Origin of the sequence: Streptomyces sp. NPDC021080, assembly GCF_044333225.1 — a bacterium.
In the GTDB taxonomy this organism is placed as follows: domain Bacteria; phylum Actinomycetota; class Actinomycetes; order Streptomycetales; family Streptomycetaceae; genus Streptomyces.
The window spans coordinates 18,207-44,537 of the sequence record NZ_JBIRQM010000007.1 but is presented as its reverse complement, the minus strand read 5'-3'; the positions used below and the strand labels follow the sequence as shown (position 1 = coordinate 44,537).

General features: G+C 70.3%; 23 protein-coding genes. 11 read left to right on the top strand and 12 right to left on the bottom strand.

Annotated features, from left to right (window positions below):
- The first annotated feature begins 86 nt into the window (after nucleotides 1-86).
- Nucleotides 87-524: a CBS domain-containing protein gene (locus ACH4S8_RS18475; RefSeq protein ID WP_398395156.1), complete on the top strand. Its 438-nt coding sequence runs from the start codon at nucleotides 87-89 to the stop codon at nucleotides 522-524.
- A gap of 65 nt (nucleotides 525-589) precedes the next feature.
- Here the strand turns inward: ACH4S8_RS18475 and corA are convergent, their stop codons facing one another.
- Entirely contained in the window at nucleotides 590-1,717 is a 1,128-nt protein-coding gene (gene corA / locus ACH4S8_RS18470; protein ID WP_398395154.1) for a magnesium/cobalt transporter CorA, read from the bottom strand.
- A gap of 245 nt (nucleotides 1,718-1,962) precedes the next feature.
- Between corA and ACH4S8_RS18465 the strand changes: the two genes are divergently transcribed.
- Nucleotides 1,963-2,757 (top strand): methyltransferase domain-containing protein, encoded by a 795-nt coding sequence (locus ACH4S8_RS18465; protein ID WP_398395152.1) that lies wholly within the window; start codon nucleotides 1,963-1,965, stop codon nucleotides 2,755-2,757.
- 184 nt (nucleotides 2,758-2,941) lie between these two features.
- Here the strand turns inward: ACH4S8_RS18465 and ACH4S8_RS18460 are convergent, their stop codons facing one another.
- Together ACH4S8_RS18460 and ACH4S8_RS18455 are read right to left on the bottom strand one after the other, a co-directional pair.
- Nucleotides 2,942-3,844 carry a carbohydrate kinase family protein gene (locus tag ACH4S8_RS18460; protein ID WP_398395892.1) on the bottom strand — a complete coding sequence of 301 codons (903 nt, stop codon included), beginning with the start codon at nucleotides 3,842-3,844 and terminating at the stop codon, nucleotides 2,942-2,944.
- A gap of 71 nt (nucleotides 3,845-3,915) precedes the next feature.
- Nucleotides 3,916-4,821, bottom strand: coding sequence for a pseudouridine-5'-phosphate glycosidase (locus ACH4S8_RS18455; protein ID WP_398395150.1), 906 nt, complete (start codon nucleotides 4,819-4,821; stop codon nucleotides 3,916-3,918).
- A gap of 152 nt (nucleotides 4,822-4,973) precedes the next feature.
- Here ACH4S8_RS18455 and ACH4S8_RS18450 point away from each other — a divergent pair, with 152 nt between their 5' ends.
- Nucleotides 4,974-5,336, top strand: a complete 363-nt coding sequence (locus tag ACH4S8_RS18450) for a cupin domain-containing protein (RefSeq protein WP_398395148.1) — start codon at nucleotides 4,974-4,976, stop codon at nucleotides 5,334-5,336.
- A 56-nt stretch (nucleotides 5,337-5,392) separates the two neighbouring features.
- Here the strand turns inward: ACH4S8_RS18450 and ACH4S8_RS18445 are convergent, their stop codons facing one another.
- Nucleotides 5,393-5,947: a methylated-DNA--[protein]-cysteine S-methyltransferase gene (locus tag ACH4S8_RS18445; RefSeq protein ID WP_398395146.1), complete on the bottom strand. Its 555-nt coding sequence runs from the start codon at nucleotides 5,945-5,947 to the stop codon at nucleotides 5,393-5,395.
- 117 nt (nucleotides 5,948-6,064) lie between these two features.
- A complete protein-coding gene (locus tag ACH4S8_RS18440) occupies nucleotides 6,065-6,931 on the bottom strand; it encodes a glycerophosphodiester phosphodiesterase (protein WP_398395144.1) in 867 nt (288 codons plus the stop codon).
- A gap of 278 nt (nucleotides 6,932-7,209) precedes the next feature.
- On the opposite strand from ACH4S8_RS18440, the gene ACH4S8_RS18435 reads away from it, so the two are divergent.
- The 6 genes from ACH4S8_RS18435 (at nucleotide 7,210) to ACH4S8_RS18410 (ending at nucleotide 15,742) form a co-directional block, all read left to right on the top strand.
- Complete coding sequence (locus tag ACH4S8_RS18435) at nucleotides 7,210-8,082, top strand: MHYT domain-containing protein (protein WP_398395142.1); 873 nt, start codon at nucleotides 7,210-7,212, stop codon at nucleotides 8,080-8,082.
- Nucleotides 8,083-8,121: 39 nt separating this feature from the next.
- Nucleotides 8,122-10,254: an excinuclease ABC subunit UvrB gene (gene uvrB, locus ACH4S8_RS18430; RefSeq protein WP_398395140.1), complete on the top strand. Its 2,133-nt coding sequence runs from the start codon at nucleotides 8,122-8,124 to the stop codon at nucleotides 10,252-10,254.
- A 158-nt stretch (nucleotides 10,255-10,412) separates the two neighbouring features.
- Nucleotides 10,413-10,991: a TerD family protein gene (locus tag ACH4S8_RS18425; protein ID WP_398395138.1), complete on the top strand. Its 579-nt coding sequence runs from the start codon at nucleotides 10,413-10,415 to the stop codon at nucleotides 10,989-10,991.
- A 43-nt stretch (nucleotides 10,992-11,034) separates the two neighbouring features.
- Complete coding sequence (locus tag ACH4S8_RS18420) at nucleotides 11,035-13,062, top strand: TerD family protein (RefSeq protein WP_398395136.1); 2,028 nt, start codon at nucleotides 11,035-11,037, stop codon at nucleotides 13,060-13,062.
- A 403-nt stretch (nucleotides 13,063-13,465) separates the two neighbouring features.
- A complete protein-coding gene (locus tag ACH4S8_RS18415) occupies nucleotides 13,466-14,455 on the top strand; it encodes a TerC family protein (protein WP_398395134.1) in 990 nt (329 codons plus the stop codon).
- A 186-nt stretch (nucleotides 14,456-14,641) separates the two neighbouring features.
- Nucleotides 14,642-15,742, top strand: a complete 1,101-nt coding sequence (locus tag ACH4S8_RS18410; RefSeq protein WP_398395132.1) for a calcium:proton antiporter — start codon at nucleotides 14,642-14,644, stop codon at nucleotides 15,740-15,742.
- A 7-nt stretch (nucleotides 15,743-15,749) separates the two neighbouring features.
- On the opposite strand, the gene ACH4S8_RS18405 is transcribed toward ACH4S8_RS18410, so the two are convergent.
- Complete coding sequence (locus ACH4S8_RS18405; RefSeq protein ID WP_398395130.1) at nucleotides 15,750-17,051, bottom strand: MFS transporter; 1,302 nt, start codon at nucleotides 17,049-17,051, stop codon at nucleotides 15,750-15,752.
- A 60-nt stretch (nucleotides 17,052-17,111) separates the two neighbouring features.
- Entirely contained in the window at nucleotides 17,112-18,158 is a 1,047-nt protein-coding gene (locus ACH4S8_RS18400; protein WP_398395128.1) for a S66 peptidase family protein, read from the bottom strand.
- Between the two features lie 101 nt (nucleotides 18,159-18,259).
- Here ACH4S8_RS18400 and aroQ point away from each other — a divergent pair, with 101 nt between their 5' ends.
- Nucleotides 18,260-18,733 carry a type II 3-dehydroquinate dehydratase gene (gene aroQ / locus ACH4S8_RS18395; RefSeq protein ID WP_398395126.1) on the top strand — a complete coding sequence of 158 codons (474 nt, stop codon included), beginning with the start codon at nucleotides 18,260-18,262 and terminating at the stop codon, nucleotides 18,731-18,733.
- Between the two features lie 88 nt (nucleotides 18,734-18,821).
- On the opposite strand, the gene ACH4S8_RS18390 is transcribed toward aroQ, so the two are convergent.
- The 5 genes from ACH4S8_RS18390 to ACH4S8_RS18370 form a co-directional block, all read right to left on the bottom strand.
- The gene (locus ACH4S8_RS18390) at nucleotides 18,822-19,589 is read right to left on the bottom strand and encodes an amino acid ABC transporter ATP-binding protein (RefSeq protein ID WP_398395124.1); all 768 of its coding nucleotides are present in this window, start codon (nucleotides 19,587-19,589) and stop codon (nucleotides 18,822-18,824) included.
- Complete coding sequence (locus ACH4S8_RS18385) at nucleotides 19,586-20,479, bottom strand: amino acid ABC transporter permease (protein WP_398395890.1); 894 nt, start codon at nucleotides 20,477-20,479, stop codon at nucleotides 19,586-19,588. The genes ACH4S8_RS18390 and ACH4S8_RS18385 overlap by 4 nt, the downstream gene beginning before the upstream one ends.
- 103 nt (nucleotides 20,480-20,582) lie before the next feature.
- Complete coding sequence (locus ACH4S8_RS18380) at nucleotides 20,583-21,467, bottom strand: ABC transporter substrate-binding protein (protein ID WP_398395122.1); 885 nt, start codon at nucleotides 21,465-21,467, stop codon at nucleotides 20,583-20,585.
- Between the two features lie 180 nt (nucleotides 21,468-21,647).
- Nucleotides 21,648-22,304, bottom strand: a complete 657-nt coding sequence (locus ACH4S8_RS18375; protein ID WP_398395120.1) for an MBL fold metallo-hydrolase — start codon at nucleotides 22,302-22,304, stop codon at nucleotides 21,648-21,650.
- Nucleotides 22,305-22,313: 9 nt separating this feature from the next.
- On the bottom strand, nucleotides 22,314-23,003 hold the full coding sequence (locus ACH4S8_RS18370) for a maleylpyruvate isomerase family mycothiol-dependent enzyme (protein WP_398395118.1): 690 nt from the start codon (nucleotides 23,001-23,003) through the stop codon (nucleotides 22,314-22,316).
- Nucleotides 23,004-23,227: 224 nt separating this feature from the next.
- On the opposite strand from ACH4S8_RS18370, the gene uvrA reads away from it, so the two are divergent.
- Nucleotides 23,228-26,278, top strand: coding sequence for an excinuclease ABC subunit UvrA (gene uvrA / locus ACH4S8_RS18365; protein WP_398395116.1), 3,051 nt, complete (start codon nucleotides 23,228-23,230; stop codon nucleotides 26,276-26,278).
- Nucleotides 26,279-26,331: the final 53 nt, after the last annotated feature.

The following is a 26,331-nucleotide window of genomic DNA, read 5'->3' as shown; positions in this document are numbered from 1 at the left end:
CCCCTGGGGCACGGCGAGAATGAAGGGCGCCGGGACTAGCGGTGTGTTCCGCGCCGCGCCGGCCGTCCGGCACCGGGAGGTACTCCATGACCACCGCCGGAGACATCATGCACCGTGGTGCCCAGTGGATCCCCGCTCACGAGACCCTGGACCGCGCCGCCCAGCTCATGCGCGACCTCAACGTGGGCGCGCTGCCCATCAGCGACCAGAACGAACGCCTCTGCGGCATTCTCACGGACCGCGACATCGTCGTCGGCTGTGTGGCCATGGGCCATGATCCCGCCCGGGTCACCGCGGGCGAGATGGCTCAGGGCACACCGCGCTGGATCGAGGCCGACGCCGATGTCGGCGAAGTGCTCCAGGAGATGAAGGAGCACCAGATCCGCCGGCTTCCGGTGATCGACGACAAGCGACTGGTCGGCATGATCAGCGAGGCCGACCTCGCCCAGCACGTCAGCGACGAACAACTCGCCGCCTGGGTCGAGAGCGTCTACGCGAGGGGCGCGAGCAGCGCGATGGGCTGACCCGGCCGCCCCGTTCCCGCGGGCCGCCCCGGTTCGGCCGCCGGCCGTGCCGGGTGAGTGAGGTGTCAGAGCCAGCCGTTGCGCCGGAATCCTCGGTAGAGGACGAAGCAGCCGATGGATATGAGACCGATGACGATGGGGTAGCCGAACCTCCAGTGCAGTTCCGGCATGTTGTCGAAGTTCATGCCGTACACGCCGCAGACCATGGTGGGGACCGCGATGACCGCCGCCCATGCCGTGATCTTCCGCATGTCCTCGTTCTGCGCCACCGTCACCTGTGCGAGATGCGCCTGCAGGATCGAGTTGAGCAGTTCGTCGAAGGCGGCTATCTGTTCGGTGACCCGCAGAAGATGGTCGGAGACATCACGGAAGTACGCCTGTATCTCCGGGTCGACCACACGGGCCGGCCGGGCCGCCAGCTCCTGGACGGGCCGGGCGAGGGGGACCACGGCCCGCTTGAGTTCGAGGAGTTCACGCTTGAGCTGGTAGATGCGGCCCGCGTCGGCGCGTGCGCCGTTCTCGGCGAACACATCCGCCTCGACCTGGTCGATGTCCGCCTGGACCGAGTCCGTGACGCTCACGAATTCGTCGACCACATGGTCCGCGATCGCGTGCAGGACCGCGGCCGGTCCCTTCGACAACTGCCGGGCGTCGGACTCCAGTTCCTCGCGCAGCGGACCCAGCGAGCCGTGCCGTCCGTGCCGCACGGTGATGACGAAGTCAGGACCGACGAACACCATGATCTCGCCGGTGTTCACCACCTCGCTGGTTGCCGTCAGCTCCTTGTGCTCCACGTAGCAGACGGTTTTGAACACCGCGAACAATGTGTCGTCGTACCGCTCCAGCTTCGGACGCTGGTGCGCCTCGACCGCGTCCTCGACGGCCAGGGGGTGCAGGTCGAAGAGTTCCGCGATGCCCGCGAACTCCACGTCGGTCGGTTCGTGCAGGCCGAGCCAGACGAACCCCTCGTCGCGCTTGCGGATCCGCTGCACGGTGTCGACCAGATCGCGGCCTTCGGGGATCCGCACGCCGTCCCGGTACGCCACGCAGTTCACCACCGCGGAGCCCAGCGGCGACCGGGCGGGGTGACTCAGGTCGACACGACGGCTCCGTCGTGTCAGCCGTGCCACTCTGCGGAGGCCGTCGACCGCGCCGAGAGCCGTCACCTTCCGCAAATTCCCTGCCATGGACATCTGGATCTCCTCGCGTGGATCTCCTCGGGCCGCACTTTGCGCCTGGCGCGCCAGTCTGCCAGGCCTGGTCGGACACCGGAAAAGACTGTGGGAACGGAACATTCCGTTCCGCCTTGTGGGCGGGTGGGTAGGCGGGCAGGCGGTAAGCGGGCTGGTGGGCCGGACGGACGTCTCGCATCACGCCCGTACGGGCAACGGGAGCGTCGACGATCCACGGCAGGCAGGTCGGCTGGGATGATCTCCTCATGACGCGAGCCGACGGCTATCTCCTCGACAACCGGCAGACGGAGGCGGGGCGGCGTTTCGAGGCCCTCGCCACGCTCTTCGACCCCACGACGTTCCGGCACATGGAGCGCTTCGGCGTCGGGTCCGGCTGGCGCTGCTGGGAGGTCGGGGCGGGTGGCACGTCCGTCGTGTCCTGGCTCGCCAAGAAGGTGGGTCCGACGGGGCAGGTCGTCGCCACCGACATCGACACCTCATGGGCGGCCTCCGTGGCACGCTCGCCCGTCGAGGTCCGCGTCCACGACGTGGGTGCCGAGGAACCGCCGGGGGAGGGCTTCGACCTCGTGCACGCCCGGCTCGTACTGGTCCATGTACCGGACCGGGAACGTGCGTTGCGGTCGATGATCAAGGCGCTGCGGCCCGGCGGCCGGCTCCTCGTCGAGGACGCGGATCCCGCCCTGCAGCCGCTGCTCTGCCCCGAGGACTACGGCCCCGAGCAGCAGCTCGCGAACCGGCTGCGCCAGGGCTTCCGCAAACTGCTCGCCGATCGCGGTGCCGACCTCGCCTACGGACGCAAACTCCCGCGGCTGCTCCGGGACGCGGGGCTCACGGGTGTGGAGGCCGACGCGTACTTCCCCGTCACCTCACCCGCCTGCTCGGCACTGGAGGCCGCCACGGTCCGTCAGATCCGCGACCAGCTCGTCACCGCCGGCCTGGCCACCCAGGAGGAGATCGAACAACACCTCGCGAACGTCGCCGCCGGGTCCATGGACCTGGCCACCGCGCCGATGATCTCGGCCTGGGGGCGCAAGAACTGAGCGAGCACGAGACGAGAGGCGAAGAGCCGGGCAGGGGTCCCTACGGACATCCCCTCGCCGTGGAGCCGTGGAGCCGTGGAGCCGTGGAGCCGTGGAGCCGTGGAGCCGTGGAGGCGCTGAGCGGCCGTGGCCGAATCCGTCGAGTTCGGTCCGCAGGTCCCCCGCGCCTCTCCTCAGCCCCTTCTCAGCCTCTCCGGGGAGGTCTAGTGGGCGGTCTTCCTCCGATGCCTTCCACCGCCTGCGCCCCGGCCGCGCACCCCGCCGTCGCCGCCTCCTCGGGGCCGGTGCCCGCGAGCAGCGCCGCGAGGAACGCGCCGGTGAACGCGTCACCGGCGCCCGTTGTGTCGTGCGGCGTCGCCCGCAGCGCCGGGACACGGGATCGCACGGATCCGGAACGGGCGACCAGGGCCCCGTCGCCTCCCAGCTTGGCGACGACCAGGGGGAAGTGCCGGCTCAGCTTGGCGGCCGCGTCGGCCGGATCGGGCAGTCCGGTCAGCAGACAGGCCTCGTCACGACTGGGCAGCAGGACGTCCACGCCCGCGCAGAGTTCGAGAAAGCGGTCCACGCCCAGCCCGGCGAGGAATCCCGCCGACGCCGGGTCGAGGCTCACCGGCACACCACGCGCGCGCGTCGACTCCAGCACCACCGACACCAGTGCCCGGCTCGGCTCCGAGAAGAACAGGTAGCCCGACAGATGCAGCCGCGCGACCCCGTCGAGCAGTGCGGGCGACCAGTCGTCCGGTGCCAGTCGCAGTGACGCCCCGCTGTCCGTGAGGAACGTGCGCTCCGCCGACGCGCCGCTGTCCACCAGGCAGATCACCGTTCCGGTGGGCGTCGTCGGATCGGTCACCAGGAGAGGCCGTACGCCGCTCGCTATGAGTTCGCGTTCGTGCCACGCCGCGGCGTCGCGGCCCACCCGGCCGAGCAGCCGCACGTCGTCGCAGCCCCCGTGCACGGCCCAGCACGCGACATTGGCGCCCGCGCCGCCCGGTACGGTCCGGATGGCGGCGACCGTGTCGGTACCGGCCGCCAGCGGTCCATGATGCCGGGCGACGACATCCGTGACCACGTCCCCGACGACGAGCAGAGCACCCTCGGCGAGGCCGCCACGATCCGTCGATCCGGCCCTGCCTGCCCGGGCGCCCCGGCCCGTATCGCTCACGCCTCCGCCCAGGCCGCCGCGATCCGTCCTGCGAGGCGCACGTTGCCGCGTACCGCCGCCAGATTGGCGGCGAGCGAGGCACCGTCCGTGTGCCGGACCAGATAGGCGAGCAGGAACGGTGTCACCGCCTGTCCCGTCACCCCCTCCGCCTCGCACGCGTGCAGTGCCTCGGCCAGCACGCGCGCGTGCAGCCCGGGATCGAGCTGCTCCTCCTCGGGGACGGGGTTCGCGACGACGAGCGAGGAGTCGGGGGCGTGCAGGGCGTCCTGGGCGCGCATCACCTCCGCCACCTGCTCGGGCGAGTCGAGGGTCCAGTCCACGGGGTGTCCCGAGTCGGACAGATAGAAGCCGGGGAACCGGTCCGTGCCGTACCCGGCCACCGCCACGCCCAGCGTCTCCAGCCGCTGCAGTGTCGCGGGCACGTCCAGGATCGACTTGACGCCCGCGCACACCACCGTGATCCGGGTACGCGCCAGCAGGCCCAGATCGGCGGACTCGTCCTGGGTCACCGTCCACTCGCGGTGCACACCGCCGAGCCCGCCCGTCGCGAACACCCGTACCCCCGCGCGGGCCGCCAGCAGGGCCGTCGCGGACACGGTCGTCGCCCCGCTCGCCCCCGCGGCCACCGCGAGCGGCAGGTCGCGGTGGCCCAGCTTGCGGATGCCGTCCTCGTTCGCGATCCGCTCCAGCCGGTCCTTGTCCAGGCCGACATGAGGACGGCCGTCGAGCACGGCGATCGTCGCGGGTACGGCGCCCTCCTGCCGGACGATCTCCTCCAGTTCGAGGGCCACCTGCAGATTGCGCGGGCGGGGCAGTCCGTGGGCGATGATCGTGGACTCCAGGGCCACCACCGGCCGCCGCGCGTCGAGCGCCTCCCGCACCTCTTCGGACGTCACGATCACGCGTCTGCCTCCTGTCGTCGGTCGACGTTCCCGTCCCTGGATCTCTGGCGAGCGGCGCGCCCGGCCAAACCCTCACGGCCCGCGGTGTACGGCGGTCCGGCGGGGCGACCCTCCTCGTCCCGGGCGGCGGGCAAGCCCTTAGGGTTCCGCTCATGAACACGAACTCCCAGGCCACGCCGTCGTTCGCCGTGCACATTCCCGATGCCGATCTCGATCCCGAGCCGCTGGACCCGGCCCAGATCGTCTCCGGCGACCCCGTCGTGACGGGCAAGGTGCTGTGGGAGTCCGCGGACGGTAAGCAGCTGCGCGGCATCTGGCAGATCACGCCCGGTGTGGTGACCGACACCGAGGCCGACGAACTCTTCGTCGTCGTCAGCGGCCGCGCCACCATCGAGGTGGAGGGCGGCGACGTCATCGAGGTGGGCCCCGGCGACGCGGCGTTCCTGCGCGAGGGCGACCGCACGACATGGACCGTCCACGAGACGCTGCGCAAGGCGTACCACATCAGCCTCTGACGATCCGCGGAGCGGACACCCCACCGCACACCCGGGCCGTCGGCCCGGCCGCCATCTCAGAACAGCGGCTCCGGGAGGACGCCTTCGAGAGCCAGCAGCTTCCGCTTGGTCTCCAGACCGCCCCCGAAACCGCCGATGCCGCCGTCGCTCTCGACCACCCGGTGGCAGGGCACCACGACGGGCAGCGGGTTCGAGCCCATGGCCACCCCCACGGCCTGGGCCGCCCCGGGCGCGCCGACCCGTCCGGCCAGGTCGCCGTAGGCCACGACGGAACCGAACGGGACGCCCGAGTCCAGTTCGCGCAGCACCTGGCGATTGAACCCCGAGACCAGCGACCAGTCGAGCGGCAGGTCGAAGTCGTGCCGCTCGCCCGCGAAGTACGCCTCGACCTGGCGTATCGCCTCGGCCAGCAGCGGCGAGTCGGGTGCCTCGACCGGCTCGCCGCCCAGACGGGACGCGAGCCGGCCGAGCGCCTTGTCGCGCACCGGGTCCGAGGCGTGGAAGACGACGTTGACCAGGCCGTGAGGCGTCGCGGCGAGGAGCAGTGGACCGATGTCCGTGCCGACGACGGACCACACGATCTGCTGCTCGTACCGCGCGTGGCTGTCCATGCGCTCCACCGTACGGCCCGCCACTGACAACACCCGGGGCACGCGTCCGGCACCGGTTCCCCCGCTCGGCACCGTTCCGCGCGCCCGGCACCGTTCCGCGCTCCGGACGACGGCGGGCTAGCGCAGAGCCGCGCGGATCACGTCGGGTGTGTTCGTGATGACGCCGTCCGTGCCGAAGCCCGCCAGACGTCGCGCGGTGACCGCGTCGTCCACGGTCCAGGCGAAGACCTTCATCGGGCCGTGCGGACCGTGGAGCGCGTGCACCGCCGAGACGTACTCGGGCGACAGCGACCGGTGATCGGAGTTGATCTGGTCGGTGAACCGCGCGTACGAGGGCAGCCGCGCGACCGGGGGCGTTCCCAGGAGGGCCGTCGTGATGCCGGGCCGCAGCCGGTGCACGGTCCGGACACTGTCCGCGCTGAAGCTCTGGACGATCAGCCTGTCGCGCAGGTGCACCGGATCGAGCCAGCCCTCGTTGCTCAGGAGTCCGAGCGTCTGCCGCTCGATGCCCGGATACAGCTCGGGGTTCTTGATCTCCAGGACGAGCTTCTGGTGGTTGCGCGAGACGCGTTCCATGTATTCCCGCAACGTCGGAACCTTCGCGCCCGCGAACCGCGGGCCGAACCAGCTCCCCGCGTCCAGGCGGGCGATCTCGGCCGCGGTGAAGTCCTTGACCTTCCAGGGGCTGCGGTCGGGATAGACCGCCCGGGCGTCGGTCGTGCGCGCCAGCGAGGCGTCGTGGAGGACCACCAACTGGCCGTCACGGGTGCGCTGGACGTCGTTCTCGACCCAGTCGAACCCCAGCTCGGCCGCGCGGTCCACGGCGGCCAGGGTGTTCTCCGGAGCGTAGGCCGAGGCGCCTCGGTGGGCGACGACCAGCGGCGTCGTGATCCGGCCGCCGGCCTTGGCGTGCGGGCCGGGCAGTATCAGAACGGCTCCCCCAAGAAGCGCTGCGGTCGTGGCGGCGGCAACGCGCGCGTGCATGCGTTCTCCTCGCGTCGGACGATCACGGACGGTACAAGACTGACAGCAGAGAGTCGACGGAGGGGGGAGGTGAGATGACCACCGATTGAATGGAGTTGTCCAAGTCCGCTCGCGGCAGGCGCACAACTGGGGAGAGGTCGTGATTGTTTGCAGGATTATCGTTCGACCATTCCGGTGGTGGTCGTACTCTCTGCCTCAACCGGTCTGCTCCGGCGGTCCGGACCGCGGGGGTGTTTCGGACGGTTCCAGGGGCAACAGGGCGGGAAAGGCAGCCGCGCATGCGAGGCACGGTCGACGGCTTCACCTACGGGCTCGTCACACCGCTGGTGGCGTATTTCATGGCCTGCCTGGGCGGGGCGCTCGGCCTTCGCTGCACCACCAGATCCATGCTCGTCGCCGGCTCGTGGCGGGCCGGCTGGCTCGCGCTCGGCTCGGTCGCGATCGCCTCCGGCATCTGGACGATGCACTTCATCGCGATGATGGGATTCACGGTCGAGCAGAGCCCCGTCCACTACGACCGGCCGACGACGTTCGCGAGCCTCGGCGTCGCCGTCCTGATGGTCGGCGCCGGGATCTTCATCGTCGGCTACCAGGGCGCCACCGGACCGGCGCTGTTCACCGGAGGGACCGTCACCGGCCTGGGCATCGCCTCGATGCACTACCTCGGCATGGCCGGGATGCGCCTCAACGGAACGCTCGCCTACAACACCCTCACCGTCACCGCCTCGGTCGTCATCGCCGTCGTGGCCGCCATCGCGGCCCTCTGGGCTGCCGGGCAGGTGCGTGGATTCACCTGGAGCGTGGGCGCGAGTCTCGTCATGGGGCTGGCCGTCAGCGGCATGCACTACACGGGTATGGCGGCGCTCAGCGTGCATCTGCACGGCCCGGTCGACGGCACCCCCGCCGGGGACTCGGCGGCCGCGCTGCTGGCGCCCATGATGATCGGCCCCCTGGCCCTGCTCTGTCTGGCGGGCGTCGTCGTGATGTTCGATCCGCAGATGGTCGTGGGCAAGCCCGACCGGCGTCCCGCGGAGATCAGGCGACCGGGCGTTCCGGCCCATTCCGGCCCCGTGCGCGCCGGCCGCCGACCGGCCGTCCAGCCCATGCGGGAACGCCCCCACCGCCGCTCGCGGACCCCGCAGAGCCGCTGATCCGGCCCGGTTGTCAGTGCAGGGCCGTACGGTGGATCCATGCGGCCCGTATCCAAGATCGAACGTTCGGTGGCGCCCTTCGAGGTCGTCAGCCACTTTCAGCCGAGCGGTGACCAGCCCACGGCCATCGCCGACCTGGAAAGGCGCATCCGCGCAGGTGAGAAGGATGTCGTCCTGCTGGGCGCGACCGGCACCGGCAAGTCCGCCACCACCGCGTGGATGATCGAGAAGCTCCAGCGCCCCACGCTCGTCATGGCACCGAACAAGACGCTGGCCGCCCAGCTGGCCAACGAGTTCCGCGAGCTGCTGCCGAACAACGCGGTCGAATACTTCGTCTCGTACTACGACTACTACCAGCCCGAGGCGTACGTCCCGCAGTCGGACACCTACATCGAGAAGGACTCCTCGATCAACGAGGAGGTGGAGCGCCTGCGCCACTCCGCGACCAACTCCCTGCTGACCCGCCGCGATGTCGTCGTGGTCGCCTCGGTGTCCTGCATCTACGGCCTCGGCACGCCGCAGGAGTACGTGGACCGGATGGTCAGCCTCAAGGTCGGCGACGAGATCGACCGCGACGACCTGCTGCGCCGCTTCGTCGACATCCAGTACACCCGCAACGACGTGGCCTTCGCCCGCGGCACGTTCCGGGTGCGCGGCGACACCATCGAGATCTTCCCGGTCTACGAGGAGCTCGCGGTCCGCATCGAGATGTTCGGCGACGAGATCGAGGCCCTGTCCACGCTGCACCCGCTCACCGGCGAGGTCATCAGCGACGACGACCAGATCTACGTCTTCCCCGCGTCCCACTACGTGGCGGGTCCCGAGCGCATGGAACGCGCCGTCAACGACATCGAGAAGGAACTGGGGGAGCGGCTCGCCGAGCTGGAGAAGCAGAGCAAGCTCCTGGAGGCCCAGCGCCTGCGCATGCGGACGACCTACGACATCGAGATGCTCCGCCAGATCGGCTCCTGCTCCGGTGTCGAGAACTACTCGATGCACTTCGACGGCCGTGAACCCGGCTCCCCGCCGAACACACTGATCGACTACTTCCCGGACGACTTCCTGCTCGTCATCGACGAGTCGCACGTCACCGTTCCGCAGATCGGCGCGATGTACGAGGGCGACGCCTCCCGCAAGCGCACCCTCGTCGACCACGGCTTCCGGCTGCCCTCCGCCCTGGACAACCGCCCCCTGAAGTGGGAGGAGTTCCAGCAGCGCATCGGCCAGACCGTCTACCTCTCGGCGACCCCGGGTGCCTACGAACTGTCCCGCTCGGACGGCTACGTCGAGCAGATCATCCGTCCCACCGGCCTGGTCGACCCCCAGGTGGTCGTCAAGTCCACCGAGGGCCAGATCGACGACCTGGTGCACGAGATCCGGCAGCGCACCGAGAAGGACGAACGCGTCCTGGTCACCACGCTCACCAAGAAGATGGCCGAGGACCTCACCGACTACTTCCTGGAACTGGGCATCCAGGTGCGCTACCTGCACAGCGACGTCGACACCCTGCGCCGCGTCGAGCTGCTGCGCGAACTGCGTGCCGGCGAGTTCGACGTCCTGGTCGGCATCAACCTGCTGCGCGAGGGTCTCGACCTTCCCGAGGTCTCCCTGGTGGCGATCCTCGACGCCGACAAGGAGGGCTTCCTGCGCTCGGGAACCTCCCTGATCCAGACCATCGGCCGCGCGGCGCGCAATGTCTCCGGCCAGGTCCATATGTACGCGGACAGGATCACCCCGGCGATGGAGAAGGCCATCGAGGAGACCAACCGCCGCCGGGAGAAGCAGATCGCGTACAACAAGGAGCGGGGCATCGACCCGCAGCCCCTCCGCAAGAAGATCAACGACATCGTGGCGCAGATCGCCCGCGAGGACGTCGACACCGAGCAGCTGCTCGGTTCCGGCTACCGCAAGACGAAGGACGGCAAGGGTGCCAAGGCCCCCGTGCCCGCGCTCGGCGGCAAGGCGGCCGGTGCCGCCAGGTCCGCCAAGGGCAAGGAGGCCGTGCCGACCGACCGCCCCGCGGCCGAACTCGCCCAGCAGATCGAGGATCTGACGGAGCGGATGCGCGCCGCGGCGGCCGACCTGCAGTTCGAGATCGCGGCCCGCCTGCGCGACGAGGTGTCCGAGATGAAGAAGGAGCTGCGGCAGATGAAGGAGGCGGGAATCGCCTGACGCTGGTCGACGGCACCGGACCTCGCGCGACGCGCGGTGTGTTGCAAGACCGACACAAAGTCCGTCCCAGGGTTCGGCGCTGTCAGTGCCGCTGCGTAGGGTTCTGTTCATCCGCGGATTCCGCGGCAACAGGGGACAGTTCGAGAGGGGAACAGCGCGTGACGGTCAACATGACCAAGGGTCAGGCCATCAGTCTGCAGAAGAACGACGGGGGCACGCTGACCGCGGTCCGTATGGGACTCGGCTGGCAGGCGGCCCCCCGGCGCGGCCTGTTCGGCTCGCGCACCCGGGAGATCGACCTCGACGCGTCCGCCGTGCTGTTCGCGGACAAGCAGCCCGTCGACGTGGTGTTCTTCCGCCACCTCGTCAGCGACGACGGCTCGGTGCGGCACACCGGTGACAACCTCGTCGGCGGCGCGGGCCAGGGCGGTGACGACGAGTCCATCCTCGTCGACCTGCAGCGCGTCCCGGTCCACATCGACCAGATCGTCTTCACCGTGAACTCCTTCACGGGCCAGACCTTCCAGGAAGTGCAGAACGCGTTCTGCCGCCTGGTCGACGAGACCAACGGCCAGGAACTCGCCCGCTACACCCTGGCGGGCGGCGGCCAGTACACGGCCCAGATCATGGCCAAGGTGCACCGCTCCGGAACCGGCTGGCAGATGACGGCGCTCGGCACGCCGGCCAACGGCCGCACGTTCCAGGACCTGATGCCCACCATCCTGCCGCACCTCTGAGCGGCCGGCGCACACGCACACAACGACACAGGGGGACAAGACGATGACGGCCGAGCTGGTCAGGGGGCAGAACCACCCGCTCCCCGAGGTCCGTCTCGAGGTCCGTATCTCGGCCGGGAAGCCGATCGTGGCAGGAGCCACGCTCAGCGACGAGCAGGGGAAGGTCCGGGGCGTCGAGTGGGTGGCCCACCCCGGCGCGCCCACGCTTCCCGGGCTCGAGGTCTCTCAGCAGGCGGCGGCCGATCACCGTCTGGCCTTCGACCTGGACGCCCTGCCGCAGGCCGTGCACCGGGTCAGCGTGCTGCTCGCGCTGCCCACCGGTGTCGGCGGACCGGTCCGGTTCGGCGCCGTCGCCGCCCCCTTCGTCGCGGTCACCGGCCTCGACGGCCTCGAGGTCGCCAGCTACACCCTGACCGGACTGGACGCCGAGTCCGCCGTCGTGGCCCTGGAGCTCTATCGCAGGCAGGGCGCCTGGAAGGTGCGGGCGGTCGGTCAGGGCTACGCGGGCGGCCTCGCCGAACTCCTTGCCGACCAGGGGCTTCCGGAGGCCCGGGAACTCGCGGCCGGCATCGACGAAGCGGTGGCCCAGGGCCTGGCGCGGTCGGTCTCGGCGCCCCCGCCCCGCACCCCGGACGCGGACCGGTCGCGACAGGCCGCCGCCTCGGCGCCGGGACCGGAGCAGCCCTATGCGGGAGCTGGACCGCAGGGCACTCCAGGGACCGTTCCGCCGCAGCACACCCCGTACCAGCCCGGTCCGTCGGGAACCACGGCTTCCCAGGCCGGTCGTCCGGGGGGTCCCGCACAGCCCGACCCGCCCTCGGCCGCCCAGCCGTCGTCGTCCACCGCCGGTGGCACGATCAACTACAGCCACCCCGGCCGGCAGACCACCGCTCCGCCGCCGCCCCCGCCGACCGCGCCGCCGGCCCAGCCCGGACAGCCCGCACAGCCGGTCGCGGGAGACGCGACCGGCTGGTCCATGGAGGAGCGGCTGTACAACCAGGTCTGGGGGATGTTCGAGGACCTGGCCCGGACCGTCGCCGCGTACCGCAGCGCCGTCGACTTCGCCGACTCCCGCATGGAGAAGGAGCTCGACCAGGTCCTCTCCGACCCGCGCAGCCGGATCGGGGGGCAGGGCGACGCCGCTCGCGAGGCCGCCCGCACCAAACACGCGCAGCTGGTCGACCAGGCCAGAGCCGCTCTCGACCGGGACCTCGCCCAGCTCACCGCCGAGGCCGAGGTGGTGGAGCCCGCGCTGCCGATGGCCTACGCGAGCTGGGACAACCCGGTCTGGCACGGCTACCGCGCGCCCATGGAGATACCCATGGCGCTGCGGCTCGGCGACCTCCGTCTGCCCGAGACCGAGAACCTGAGCATCCCGATGCTCGTGCGACTGCCGCTGGAGCGCGGCCTGTGGATCGACAGCGGGCGCACCTCTCTGGACGGCACGCTCGCCGATTCCGACCACGTACGCCGCCTCGCCCTGGACACCGCCGTCGCGCACGCCGCCCGTTTGCTCGCCGTGTATCCCGCGGGTGAGTTCACCGTGCAGGTCATCGACCCGGCCGGCTCCGGAGCCTCGGCCCTGGCGCCCCTGACGCAGTCCGGCGTGCTCGCCGGCCCTCCGGCCGCGGGTGCCGCGGGCGTGGCGGACGTGCTGAACCGCCTCACCCAGCGCGTCGACCTGGTGCAGATGGCGTTGCGCGGGGGAGCGGCGGACTCGCTGCCGCCGGGCCTCGACACAGCCGAGCAGCTGCTGATCGTCAACGACTTCCCGCACGGTTTCGACGACCGCGCCGTCACCCAGCTCCGCTACCTGGCGGACGAGGGGCCGGCCGTCGGTGTCCATCTGATGATGGTGGCCGACCGGGAGGACGCGGCGGAGTACGGACCCCTGCTCGACCCGCTCTGGCGGTCGCTGCTGCGGATCACACCGGTGCCCGACGACCATCTCGCCGACCCCTGGGTCGGGCACGCGTGGACGTACGAGCCCTCGCTCGTGCCCGCGAACAGCCAGGTGCTGCAGCAGGTCCTCGCTCAGGTGGCGGCGGCCCGCCGGTCGTGGAACCGCTGACCCCGACCCGACCGGCCGACTCCAGCCGACCCACCCGGCCGACCGACGCCCCAGCCGCCTGCCCGGGCCGACCCGCCCCGGCCCTTCCGGATCCTCGTGAACCTGCCGGCCTGAGAGGTCAAACAGCTTCACCAAGCAACAGTAAAGCTCTCTAACCAGCGAACTTGGAACTTCTTTTACTCATCCCTTTACCTTTCCTTGGTGATTCGGGTACTCTTTTTCCATTCGGAGGGGAGTACTCCCTACCTGCTGCGGCGTACCCGTCAATACGGATCGAGTCGGATCCCGGGACGTCGGCCCGCAGACTCCGGGGCGCTTCGAGCGCCCCGGGCGGCCTCGGGCGGAAGAGACCTCCGGTGGCGAACGATGCTGAAAACTGCCGTTACGTACTACCGGAGGCGCAGTGGATGTTTCCCTGACCCTGTGGGTCCTGACCATCGTGGGGCTGGCCGCACTGATCGCGGTCGACTTCTTCATCGGCCGCAAGCCGCACGACGTATCGATCAAGGAAGCCGGAATCTGGACCGTCGTCTGGATCGCCCTCGCCGGGCTGTTCGGACTCGGACTGCTCCTCTTCGCCGGCGGACAGCCGGCCGGAGAGTTCTTCGCCGGCTTCATCACCGAGAAGTCGCTGAGCGTCGACAACCTCTTCGTCTTCGTCCTGATCATGGCGAAGTTCGCGGTGCCCTCGAAGTACCAGCAGCGCGTGCTCCTCGTGGGTGTCCTGATAGCCCTCGTCCTGCGCGCGGCGTTCATCGCCGCCGGTGCCGCGATCATCGCGAACTTCGCCTGGGTCTTCTACATCTTCGGCGCGTTCCTCATCTACACCGCCTGGAAACTGATCCAGGAGGCCCGGGCTGACGGGGACGACGAGGAGTTCGAGGAGAACAGGCTGCTCAAGGCCGCTGAGCAGCGGTTCGGCGTGGCCGACCGCTATCACGGCACCAAGCTGTGGATCCGGCGGAACGGCAAGCGCGTCATGACGCCGATGCTGGTCGTGATGCTGGCGATCGGCACCACCGACGTGCTCTTCGCGCTCGACTCGATCCCCGCGATCTTCGGCCTGACCCAGGACCCGTACATCGTCTTCACGGCCAACGCCTTCGCGCTGATGGGTCTGAGGCAGCTGTACTTCCTCATCGGCGGCCTGCTCAAGAAGCTGGTCCACCTCAGCTACGGCCTGTCGGTCATCCTCGGGTTCATCGGCGTCAAGCTCGTCCTGCACGCCCTGCACGAGTCCGGCGTCCATGTCCCCGAGATATCCATCCCGGTCTCGCTCGGCGTGATCTGTACGGTCCTCGTGGTCACCACGATCACCAGCCTGACCGCCACCAGGAAGCAGGCGGCGCGCGATCGGACCGAAAGCGACTCGAAGGAGAGCGTTGACGCCTGACCGCGCGGGACGCGGCGACGGTCACCCCCGGGAGCGGTGCGTGGAGCATCGCCGGTCACCGCTCCCGGTACCGGACGGCACCCGGGCACCGTTCCCGGTGCCCGCCCGGACCCGTCCTCCGCGGTTCCGGGGCGCACCCCGAGCCGCCGGAGTGCGGGGCAGGCCTCCGGCTGCGACGATCGCGGCATGATCGTTCGGCTCAGGTCACTCGTGACGCGGTGGACCGCCGTGGTGCCCGTGATCGCGGTGGTGCTGCTGGCCCTCACCTGGGGGCGCCACCTGCCGGGCGCGGTCGTCGTCCTGGTGACACTGGTCCTCGCGGGTTCCGTGCTCGCCGCCGTGCACCACGCCGAGGTGGTCGCCCACCGGGTGGGGGAACCCTTCGGATCCCTCGTCCTCGCCGTCGCGGTCACGATCATCGAAGTCGCCCTCATCGTGACCCTGATGGCGGACGGCGGCGCCAAGAGTTCGACCCTGGCCCGCGACACCGTGTTCGCGGCCGTGATGATCACCTGCAACGGGATCGTCGGCGTGTGTCTGCTCGTCGCGTCACTGCGCCACGGCCTCGCCGTGTTCAACGCCGAGGGAACCGGAGCCGCCCTGGCGACCGTTGCCACGCTCGCCACGCTCAGCCTCGTCTTCCCGACCTTCACCACCAGCAAGCCGGGCCCCGAGTTCTCCACCGCACAGCTCACCTTCGCCGCGGTCGCCTCCCTCGTGCTGTACGGCCTGTTCGTGGCGACCCAGACCGTCCGGCACCGTGACTACTTCCTGCCGATCACCCAGCAGGGCAAGATCATCGACGTGGACGAGCACGCCGACGCCCCCTCCGCCCGCGAGGCAGGGTTCAGCCTCGGGCTCCTCGGGCTGGCCCTCGTCGGTGTGGTCGGCCTCGCCAAGGGTGTGTCGCCCACCATCGAGTCCGGGGTCGAGGCGGCCGGTATGCCGCACTCCGTGGTCGGTGTGATCATCGCCCTGCTCGTGCTGCTCCCGGAGACCATCGCGGCACTGCGCTCCGCCCGCAGGGACCGGGTGCAGACCAGCCTCAACCTCGCTCTCGGATCCGCGATGGCCAGCATCGGACTGACCATCCCCGCCGTCGCCCTGGCTTCGGTCTGGCTCTCCGGGCCTCTCGTTCTCGGCCTCGGCGCCACCGAGATGGTGCTGCTCGCGCTGACCGTCGTCGTGAGTTCCCTGACGGTCGTTCCCGGGCGGGCCACCCCGCTCCAGGGAGGCGTGCATCTCGTCGTGTTCGCCGCCTATCTGGAACTGGCCATCAACCCCTGACCGGCAGTCACTCCGTCACGGGGACGACCGTCAGCCTGGGCACCGGCCGGGTCTCCGGCAGCAGCGCGAAGCAGCCGAGGCTCAGCAGCGCGATCCCCGTCAGATAGGCGGCCACGCCCCACGGCACGCGCTCTCCGCTCGCCACCGCCGTCGCCACGAGCGGCGTGAGCGCGCCACCGAGGACCCCGCCGAGGTTGTAGCCGACGGCCGCGCCCGTGCAGCGCACCCGCGGCTCGTACAGCTCCGGCAGATACACGGCGATCACCGCGAACATGGTGACGAACGCGATGAGTGCCACCAGGAACCCGAGGAACATCAGCAGCGGTTCGCCGGTCGACAGCAGGCCGATCATCGGGAACATCCACAGCGCGACGCCCGCGCAGCCGGCCATGCACAGGGGCCGTCGCCCGTAGCGGTCCCCCAGGAGGGCCACCAGGGGCGTCAGCGCTCCCTGCACCACGACGGCGGCCATGATGCAGGCGAGCATGACGGCGCGGCTCACGCCGAGCCGTCCGATGCCGTAGGCGAGCGCCCACGTCGTCACCGCGTAGAAGACGGCGTATCCGACGGCGAGTCCGCCGGCCGTGAGCAGGACGAGCCGCCAGTGGTCACGCACCACCTCGGCGAGCGGCACGCGCGCGTGGTCCCCCAGTTCGAGGAACCGCGGACTCTCCTCCAGCGAACCGCGCAGCCACAGCCCGGCCGCCGCGAGCACCCCCGCCGCCCAGAACGGCACCCGCCAGCCCCACTGGGCGAACTGCGCGTCGGACAGCGTGGACGACAGCGCCAGCATCACCCCGTTGGCCAGCACGAATCCGAGGGAGGGGCCGATCTGGGGGAAACTCGACCACAGCCCGCGCCGCCCGGCGGGCGCGTGCTCGGCCGTCAGCAGTACCGCCCCGCCCCATTCGCCGCCGAGTCCGAGGCCCTGGAGGAAACGCAGCACCAGAAGCAGCACGGGAGCCGCGGAACCGATCCGGTCGTACGTCGGAACACAGCCGACGGCGACGGTCGCCGCGCCGGTCAGCAGCAGCGAGGCCAGCAGCACCGGCCGCCGACCGCGCCGGTCCCCGATGTGTCCGAACAGCACCGAGCCCAGCGGGCGGGCGACGAAACCGACGCCGAACGTCGCGAAGGCCGCCAGCGTCCCCGCCAGCGGCGAGAACGTCGGGAAGAACAGCGGTCCGAGCACCAGCGCCGCGGCCGTCCCGTAGACGAAGAAGTCGTAGAACTCGATGGCCGTCCCGGTGAGCGAGGCGGCCGCGAGCCGCAGCATGGAAGGCGTTCTTACGGTGCGTACATCGTGCATACCGGATCAACTACCCACAGTGATCGGCGGTTACGGGGGCGCACGGGAGCGCGGCGTGCGTCAGTAGGTGACGGTGATGCGCCGGGCCGGGCCGTCGACCCGGACGGTCCCTCCGTAGGGAATGACGATCTGCGGATCGGTGTGACCGAGGTCCACGTCGAAGACGACCGTCATGTCCGGGGCGTAGGCATCGACGGCACGCAGGACCGCTTCGCGCTGGTCCCGGGCGTATCGGGCCCTGGCCTCCGGTTCGAGAGGCCGCCGGAACGACCACGCCTTCGGCCGGCCCATGAGCAGCGCCGGAAAGCGCCGCAGCAGGCCGCGCTCGCCCATGGCACGCAGGATCCAGAAGACGTCGTCGGCCGCGGGCATGTCCTCCGAGGTCTCCAGGAACAGCACGTGACCGTCGTACACGGAAGGATCACGGGCGATCTCGCGGTCGGCCATCAGCAGCCACGACAGGATCTCGATGTTGCCGCCCCAGGAGCGGCCCTCGACCACCTGGTCCGGACGGATCCAGGTCCAGCCCGAGGCCGGCTCGGTCCGCGGCTCGGCGAGGAAGCTCTCCGGCGCCTCCCAGGGAACGTCGACCTCGCGGAAATGGTCGGCGGGACGCAGCTCGTAGGGGCCGGAGGTGAACAGGGCCGCCCGCAGCGACTGCGCGGTCAGCGGGTCCATGGCACCCGGCCGGCCGAGCTCGCACATCACCGTCGCGCCGTGATAGCCGACGATTCCGGCGTTCCACAGGTGGACGAGGAAGTTCGTGTTGTCGCTGAATCCGAAGAACGGCTTCGGGTTCGCCCGGATCAATGCGCGGTCCAGCAGCGGCAGCACGGTGATCTGGTCGTCGCCGCCGATGGACGCGATGACCGCCTTGACGGTCGGGTCGGCGAACGCCGCGTGGATGTCGTCGGCCCGTTCCCGCGGCGTCGACCCCGTCTTCCGGGTCGCCGGGTACTCGACCGGCTCCAGACCGAACTCCTCCCGCAGCCGCTCCAGCCCCAGTTCGTACGGAAGCGGGAAGAGGCCGGGCAGACCGCTGGACGGTGAGATCACGGCTATCCGGTCACCGGGCACGGGCTTGGGAGGGTACGAGGGCGTCGTCATGGCGAGAGCGTACGAGTCGTCACCCTTTCGGTGCATCGTGATAAACCGGGTCCGAGCAGCGGTCCTTGACGGGCCGGCAGACCCGAAGGACCGGAGGAAACGTGCCCCGCACCCTGGCCAACGCCCCGATCATGATTCTCAACGGCCCCAACCTGAACCTCCTCGGGCAGCGGCAGCCGGAGATCTACGGCTCCGACACGCTGGCGGACGTCGAGGCGCTGTGCGCCAAGGCCGCGGCCGCGCACGGGGGAACGGTGGACTTCCGGCAGTCCAACCACGAGGGCGAGCTGGTGGACTGGATCCACGAGGCCCGCCTCGGCCATGCCGGGATCGTGATCAACCCGGCCGCCTACTCGCACACTTCCATCGCCATCCTGGATGCGCTCAACACCTGTGACGGACTTCCTGTGGTGGAGGTCCACATCTCCAACATCCACCAGCGCGAGGAGTTCCGGCACCACTCGTACGTCTCGCTGCGGGCCGACGGGGTCATCGCGGGCTGTGGTGTGCAGGGGTACGCGTTCGCGGTGGAGCGGGTGGCCGCCCTCGCGGGAACGGGGCGGGCGGACACCTGAGCCCGAGGTCCAGGCCCGGGACCGGACCAGGGCGGAGCGGGCGGACACGTGAAGCCGTGGACGTCCGGCCGCGCGTGTCCGCCCGCGGTCACAGGCGTCCCGCGTCCACGATCCGTCGGAGGAAGCGCCGCGTGCGCTCCTGCCGCGGGTCGCCGAAGACCTGCTCGGGCGTGCCGCGCTCCAGGACCACCCCGTCCTCCAGGAAACAGACCTGGTCCGAGACCTCGCGCGCGAAGCCCATCTCGTGGGTGGCCAGCACCATGGTCATGCCGTCCTCCTTCAGATCACGGACCACGTCCAGGACCTCGCCCACGAGCTCGGGGTCCAGGGCGGCGGTGATCTCGTCGAGGAGGAGCAGCCTCGGGCGCACGGCCAGGGCGCGCACGATCGCGGCCCGTTGCTGCTGGCCACCGCTCAACCGGTCCGGGTACTCGCCCGCCTTGGCGCCGAGCCCGAGCCGTTCGAGCAGTTCACGCGCGTGTGCCTCGGCGTCCGCGCGGCCCACCCCGTGCACGCGGCGGGGGGCGAGGGTGATGTTCTCCAGGACGGTCATGTGCGGGAACAGGTTGTACGACTGGAAGACGACGCCGATGCGCCGGCGCACCGCGTCCTGGTCGGTCCGCGGGTCGGTGATCTCCTCGCCGTCCAGCCAGATCGCCCCGTCGTCCACCTCCTCCAGGAGGTTGGCGCAGCGCAGCAGCGTGGACTTCCCGGAGCCGGAGGCGCCGATCAGCGTGGTGACCGTGTGCGGGGCGACCTCCAGATCGACGTCCCGCAGGACGACCGAGTCTCCGAAGGTCTTGCGGACGGACTCCATCCGCAGCAGCGGACCGCCGGGTACGGGTGCCGTGCTCATACGGTGCCTCCCTGGCCGCGGCGCCGGTCCATGCGGGCGGTGACCCAGTCGGTGAAACGCGTCATCGGGATGGTCAGGGCCACGAACAGCAGCGCCGCGACGATGTAGGCCGTGTAGTTGAGGCTGCGGCCGACGATGACGTCCGCGGAACGCATCGCCTCCACCGCGCCGCCGATCGAGACGAGGCTGGTGTCCTTCTGGAGGGACACCATGTCGTTCAGGAGCGGCGGGACCTGACGGCGTACCGCCTGGGGCAGCACCACATGACGAAGGGTCTGCCGCGTGGTGAGGCCCAGTGAGCGTGCCGCGGCCCGCTGCGAGGGGTGCACGGACTCGATGCCGGCGCGGACGACCTCGGCGACGTACGCCGAATACGTCAGCACCAGGCCCGCGCCGCCGAGAAGGACGGGATCGGTGGTGACGCCCTGCAACCGGAGCGCGGGGACGCCGAACACCACGATCGACAGACAGATGATCAGTGGCAGGCCGCGGAAGAAGTCGGTGTACGCGGTGGCGAGGGCACGGACCGGCCAGTACACCGGCCCTTTCAGCGTGCGGGCCACGGCTGTCAGGGTGCCCAGCAGGAGCACCACGGCACCGCACACCGCGAACAGCCTGAGGTTGAGCCAGAGACCGTCGAGGACCTTGGGCAGGGCCTCGCGCGCGTACGACGCGTCGAAGAACGTCTCCCTCGTGCGCGGCCAGCCCGGCGCGTCGACCACGACGGCGTACAGCACGACGGCCGTGACGAGCGTGGAGAGCGCGGCCACGGCCGCCGAACGGCGGGCCCGGCCGCGCTTGTGGCGCTCGCGCTCGATCCTCCGCCGCGACGGGACGTACGCCTCGCTCCGCCCGGGCACCGCTTCACCGGGCAGGCCGCGTTCGGGCATGTCCTCGTCGGGCGCCTCCGCTTCGAGCACGCCCCCGCCGGGCGTGCTCGCCGCGGACGTCTCTTCGCCGGGGCGTCCTCTCCCGACTGCTCGCTCGTCGCCGTCACTTGAGCACCGGGGCGTCGACGGCCTCGGACAGCCACTGCTTCTCGATCTTCGCGAGCGTGCCGTCCGCGCGCAGGGCGTCCACGGCCTTCGTCACGCAGGAGGTCAGCGCGCTGCCCTTGTCGAGGACGAGCCCGAACTGCTCAGGCGTGCCGCCCTTGTTCTCGAACTGCCCGACGATCCTCGCGTCGGTCACCTCGGCGGCCGTGATGTAGAAGGCGGTCGGCAGATCGGTGACGATGGCGTCGACCTGGCCGTTCTTCAGGGCGGACTTGGCCTGGTCGTTCTTCGCGTACGCGGCCGCCTCCCGGGTCGGCTTCACCACGTCGTCGATGTAGTCAAGGCTCGTGGTGCCGACCTGTGCGCCCAGCTTCAGGCCCTTGAGGTCCGCGAGACTCGTCGCCTTCGCGGCCTTGGAGTTCTTCAGCGCGATGACCGCCTGGCGCACGTCGTAGTAGCCGGACGAGAAGTCCACGGCCTTCTTGCGTTCGGCGCTGATCGACACCTGGTTGATGTCGAAGTCGAAGGTCTTCGCACCGGGGGCGAAGGCCTTGTTGAAGGGCACGCTCTGCCAGACGACATCGCCGTCGGCGAAGCCGAGCCGCTGCGCCACGGCGTACGTCACCGCCGACTCGAAGCCCTTCTTGTTGGCGGGCTTGTCGTCCTTGAACCACGGTTCGTACGCGGGCTCGTCGGTGGCGACGGTGAGTTTGCCGGAGGCCCGGGTGTCCAACGAGCCCTTGGCGCAGCTCTCGGCGGTGCCCCCGGACGCTTTGCCGGACGCCTCGCTCTGCGGCTGCGGGGCACAGCCCACGGCGAGAGCGAGCAGGGCGACGGTGCAGGCGGATACGGCGGGGCGCAGGGCGCGTTGGGGTCGGTACATGGCGGGAGAGTGGCAGCGAAGCAGTCGTTTGTCCAGGTCACAGCGGTAATTGTCCGCATGGTGGGAACGTGTGTTGCAGTCGCGTGAACACCTGCGTCGCAGCCGTCTCGCGCGGCCTCGGCGCTCCGAGACCGGAGCGGGGCCGTCCCGAACGGGCGGCCCCGCTCCGGTGCCGGTGGATCACCAGCCCCGGGCTCTCCACTCCGGCAGATGCGGGCGCTCGGCGCCCAGCGTCGTGTCGTCGCCGTGGCCGGGATACACCCACGTCTCGTCCGGCAGTACGTCGAAGATCCTCGTCTCGACGTCGTGGAGGAGACGGGCGAAGGCTTCCGGGTCCTTGAACGTGTTGCCCACGCCGCCGGGGAAGAGGCAGTCGCCCGTGAACACGTGAGGGTGCCCGTGCGGGTCGTCGTAGACGAGGGCGATCGAACCCGGCGTGTGCCCGACCAGGTGGCGCGCGGTGAGTTCGACGTTCCCCACCCGGACCGTGTCGCCGTCCCGGAGGGGGACGTCGGTCGGCACCGGGATGCCGTCGGCGTCGTCGCCGCCCGCGTAGGTGCGCGCGCCCGTGGCGGCCACGACCTCGGCGAGCGCCTGCCAGTGGTCGCCGTGCCGATGGGTGGTCACGACGGACGCGATGCCGTCGTCACCGATCAGGGTGAGCAGCGTCGAGGCGTCGTTCGCCGCGTCGATCAGCAGCTGCTCGTCGGTCGCCCGGCAGCGCAGCAGATACGCGTTGTTGTCCATGGGACCGACCGCGACCTTGGAGATCATCAGGTCCTGCAGCTCGTGCACGTCGGCCGGGCCGCCGACCGTCACCGCTCCGCTGTACGTCATGACGGCAGCCTATAGCGGAGGCAGGGCCGGAAGCGGGCCGCCGCGAACCGTCAGACCGGCGCCGTCGCGGCGGCCGCAGAGCCAGCCGAGCAGATCGGCCGCCGTTCCGCGCACCTCGACGGGCCCGCCCCCGGCGCCCCCGCCCGTGGTCCGCGCCCGGCCGTCGCCGGCGTCCAGGGTCGTGGCGGGAACGTCCTTGTGGCCGGCGAACCGCTCCGCGAGGAAGTCGATCTCCCGGGCCGTGAACTCCTCCGGCAGATCCTCCAGCTCGTACCCGATGCCCAGGTCCACGTGGTGCAGGTCGACCTCGACCCAGCGCCGGAACGGCACCCGGGCCGCGGAGTCGGTGACCCCGTTGCGCAGCTCCACCGTGCGGGACCAGTCGGCGGGGGCGGCTTCCGTCGCCGCGAAGCGGGCCGCGCTCTCGCGCAGGTCCGCCAGCTGTACGTCCAGGGGGCGCGGCGCGTCGCGTTCGATGTCGGCGTCCCGGGTGCCGGCGGATGCGTACATGGGGCGCCCCTCCAGGACGTTCACCAGGGCGTCCGCGTTGCGGGACAGATGGGCCAGCACGTGCCCGCGGCTCCAGCCGGGAAGCCGTGACGGCTCGGCCACGGCGGCGTTGTCCAGTTCGGCGGCTGCGGTGAGCAGTCGTTCGGTGGCGTCACGTACAGACGCCAGGTCGCGCACATGATCAATCATGAGGCCGACCCTAGCTCCGCCACACGATCGGGTGAAGCTGGTCGACCACCCGCCTAAATCGAATATGCGTGCTATAGGCTCGGTGGCGGCGTCGGGCATGCTGGATGGCCCCGGGATTGTTGTGAACCAGCGAAAGCAACCGGCGCTGTCAGTGGCTCGCCCTAGTCTGAGAAGACGGGGGCCCGCGGCCCCTGTCACTTCTCTCAAGAAAGGTACGGACCGGCGTGGCCGACCGTCTCATCGTCCGTGGAGCGCGCGAGCACAACCTGAAGAATGTCTCGCTCGACCTCCCGCGCGACTCGCTCATCGTCTTCACGGGCCTGTCGGGGTCGGGCAAGTCCTCCCTCGCCTTCGACACGATCTTCGCCGAGGGCCAGCGGCGGTACGTGGAGTCCCTCTCCTCGTACGCCCGGCAGTTCCTCGGCCAGATGGACAAGCCGGACGTGGACTTCATCGAAGGTCTCTCCCCGGCCGTCTCCATCGACCAGAAGTCGACCTCGCGCAACCCGCGCTCGACGGTCGGCACCATCACCGAGGTCTACGACTACCTGCGGCTGCTCTTCGCGCGCATCGGCAAGCCGCACTGCCCCGAGTGCCGCCGTCCCATCTCGCGCCAGTCGCCGCAGGCCATCGTCGACAAGGTGCTGGAACTCCCGGAGGGGAGCCGCTTCCAGGTCCTGTCGCCGCTGGTGCGCGAGCGCAAGGGCGAGTTCGTCGACCTCTTCGCCGACCTGCAGACCAAGGGCTACAGCCGTGCCCGGGTCGACGGAGAGACGATCCAGCTCAGCGAGCCGCCGACGCTGAAGAAGCAGGAGAAGCACACCATCGAGGTGGTCATCGACCGCCTCACGGTGAAGGACTCCGCCAAGCGCCGTCTCACCGACTCCGTGGAGACCGCCCTCGGACTGGCCGGCGGCATGGTCGTGCTCGACTTCGTCGACCTCCCCGAGGACGACCCCGAGCGCGAGCGGATGTACTCGGAGCACCTGTACTGCCCGTACGACGACCTGTCCTTCGAGGAGCTGGAGCCCCGCTCCTTCTCCTTCAACTCGCCGTTCGGCGCCTGCCCCGAGTGCACCGGCATCGGCACGCGGATGGAGGTCGACCCCGAGCTGATCGTCCCGGACGAGGACAAGTCCCTCGACGAGGGTGCCATCCACGCCTGGTCGCACGGCCACACCAAGGACTACTTCGGCCGGCTGATCGGTGCCCTCGCCGACGCGCTGGGCTTCCGCACGGACATCCCCTTCGCCGGGCTGCCGCAGCGCGCCAAGAAGGCCCTGCTCTACGGCCACAAGACGCAGATCGAGGTCCGCTACCGCAACCGGTACGGACGCGAGCGCGTGTACACCACGCCCTTCGAAGGGGCCGTCCCCTTCGTCAAGCGACGGCACAGCGAGTCCGAGAGCGACGCCAGCCGCGAGCGCTTCGAGGGCTACATGCGCGAGGTGCCCTGCCCCACCTGTCAGGGCACGCGTCTGAAGCCGCTGGTCCTCGCGGTCACGGTCATGGAGAAGTCCATCGCCGAGGTCGCCGCCATGTCCATCAGCGACTGCGCCGACTTCCTGGGGGAGCTGAAGCTCAACGCGCGCGACAAGAAGATCGCCGAGCGCGTCCTGAAGGAGGTCAACGAACGGCTGCGCTTCCTGGTCGACGTGGGCCTCGACTACCTGTCGCTGAACCGCGCGGCCGGCACGCTCTCCGGCGGCGAGGCCCAGCGCATCCGCCTGGCCACCCAGATCGGCTCCGGACTCGTCGGCGTCCTGTACGTCCTCGACGAGCCCTCCATCGGTCTGCACCAGCGTGACAACCACCGGCTGATCGAGACCCTCGTCCGGCTGCGCGACATGGGCAACACGCTCATCGTCGTCGAGCACGACGAGGACACCATCAAGGTCGCCGACTGGGTCGTCGACATCGGTCCCGGCGCGGGCGAGCACGGCGGCAAGGTCGTGCACAGCGGCCCCTTGAAGGAACTCCTCGACAACGCCGAGTCGATGACCGGGCAGTACCTGTCGCGCAAGCGGCAGATCCCGACCCCGGACGTCCGCCGCCCCGCCGACCCCGGCCGCAGGCTCACGGTGCACGGCGCCCGCGAGAACAACCTCCGGGACATCGACGTGTCCTTCCCGCTGGGAGTCCTCACCGCCGTCACCGGCGTATCGGGCTCCGGCAAGTCGACACTGGTCAACGACATCCTCTATACGCACCTGGCCCGCGAGCTGAACGGCGCCAGGAACGTGCCGGGGCGCCACACGCGCGTGGACGGCGACGACCTCGTCGACAAGGTCGTGCACGTCGACCAGTCGCCCATCGGCCGTACGCCCCGCTCCAACCCGGCGACGTACACCGGAGTCTTCGACCACGTCCGCAAGCTGTTCGCCGAGACCACCGAGGCGAAGGTGCGGGGCTATCTGCCCGGCCGCTTCTCCTTCAACGTCAAGGGCGGCCGCTGCGAGAACTGCTCCGGCGACGGCACCATCAAGATCGAGATGAACTTCCTGCCGGACGTGTACGTCCCCTGCGAGGTCTGTCACGGGGCGCGTTACAACCGGGAGACCCTGGAGGTCCACTACAAGGGCAAGTCCATCTCCGAGGTCCTGGACATGCCCATCGAGGAGGCGCTCGGCTTCTTCGAGGCGGTGCCGGCGATCGCCCGTCACCTCAGGACGCTCAACGACGTCGGCCTCGGCTACGTCAGGCTCGGCCAGTCCGCGCCGACGCTGTCCGGCGGTGAGGCGCAGCGCGTCAAGCTCGCCAGCGAGCTCCAGAAGCGCTCCACCGGCCGCACCGTGTACGTCCTCGACGAGCCGACCACCGGCCTGCACTTCGAGGACATCAGCAAGCTCATCACGGTGCTGTCCGGTCTGGTCGACAAGGGCAACACGGTCATCGTCATCGAGCACAACCTCGATGTCATCAAGACCGCCGACTGGGTCATCGACATGGGCCCCGAGGGCGGCAACGGCGGCGGTCTCGTGATCGCCGAGGGCACGCCCGAGGAGGTCGCCGGCGTTCCGGCCAGCCACACCGGCAAGTTCCTGCGCGAGATCCTCGGCGCCGACCGGATCAGCGACGCCGCTCCCGTGAAGGCACCCCGCAAGACGGCCGCCAAGAAGACGGTCGCCACCGCGGCGACGGCCCGGAAGACGGCCACGAAGACCGTCGACAACACGGCCACCAAGAAGGCGGCCGCCGCGAAGAAGACCGTCACGAAGGCGGCCGCCAAGAAGGCGACCCCCGCGAAGAAGGCCACGCCGACCCGGAAGTCCTGACCCTCCCGGTTCGGCGGGTCCGACCCTGCCGGTTCGGCAGGCCGGCCCCGACC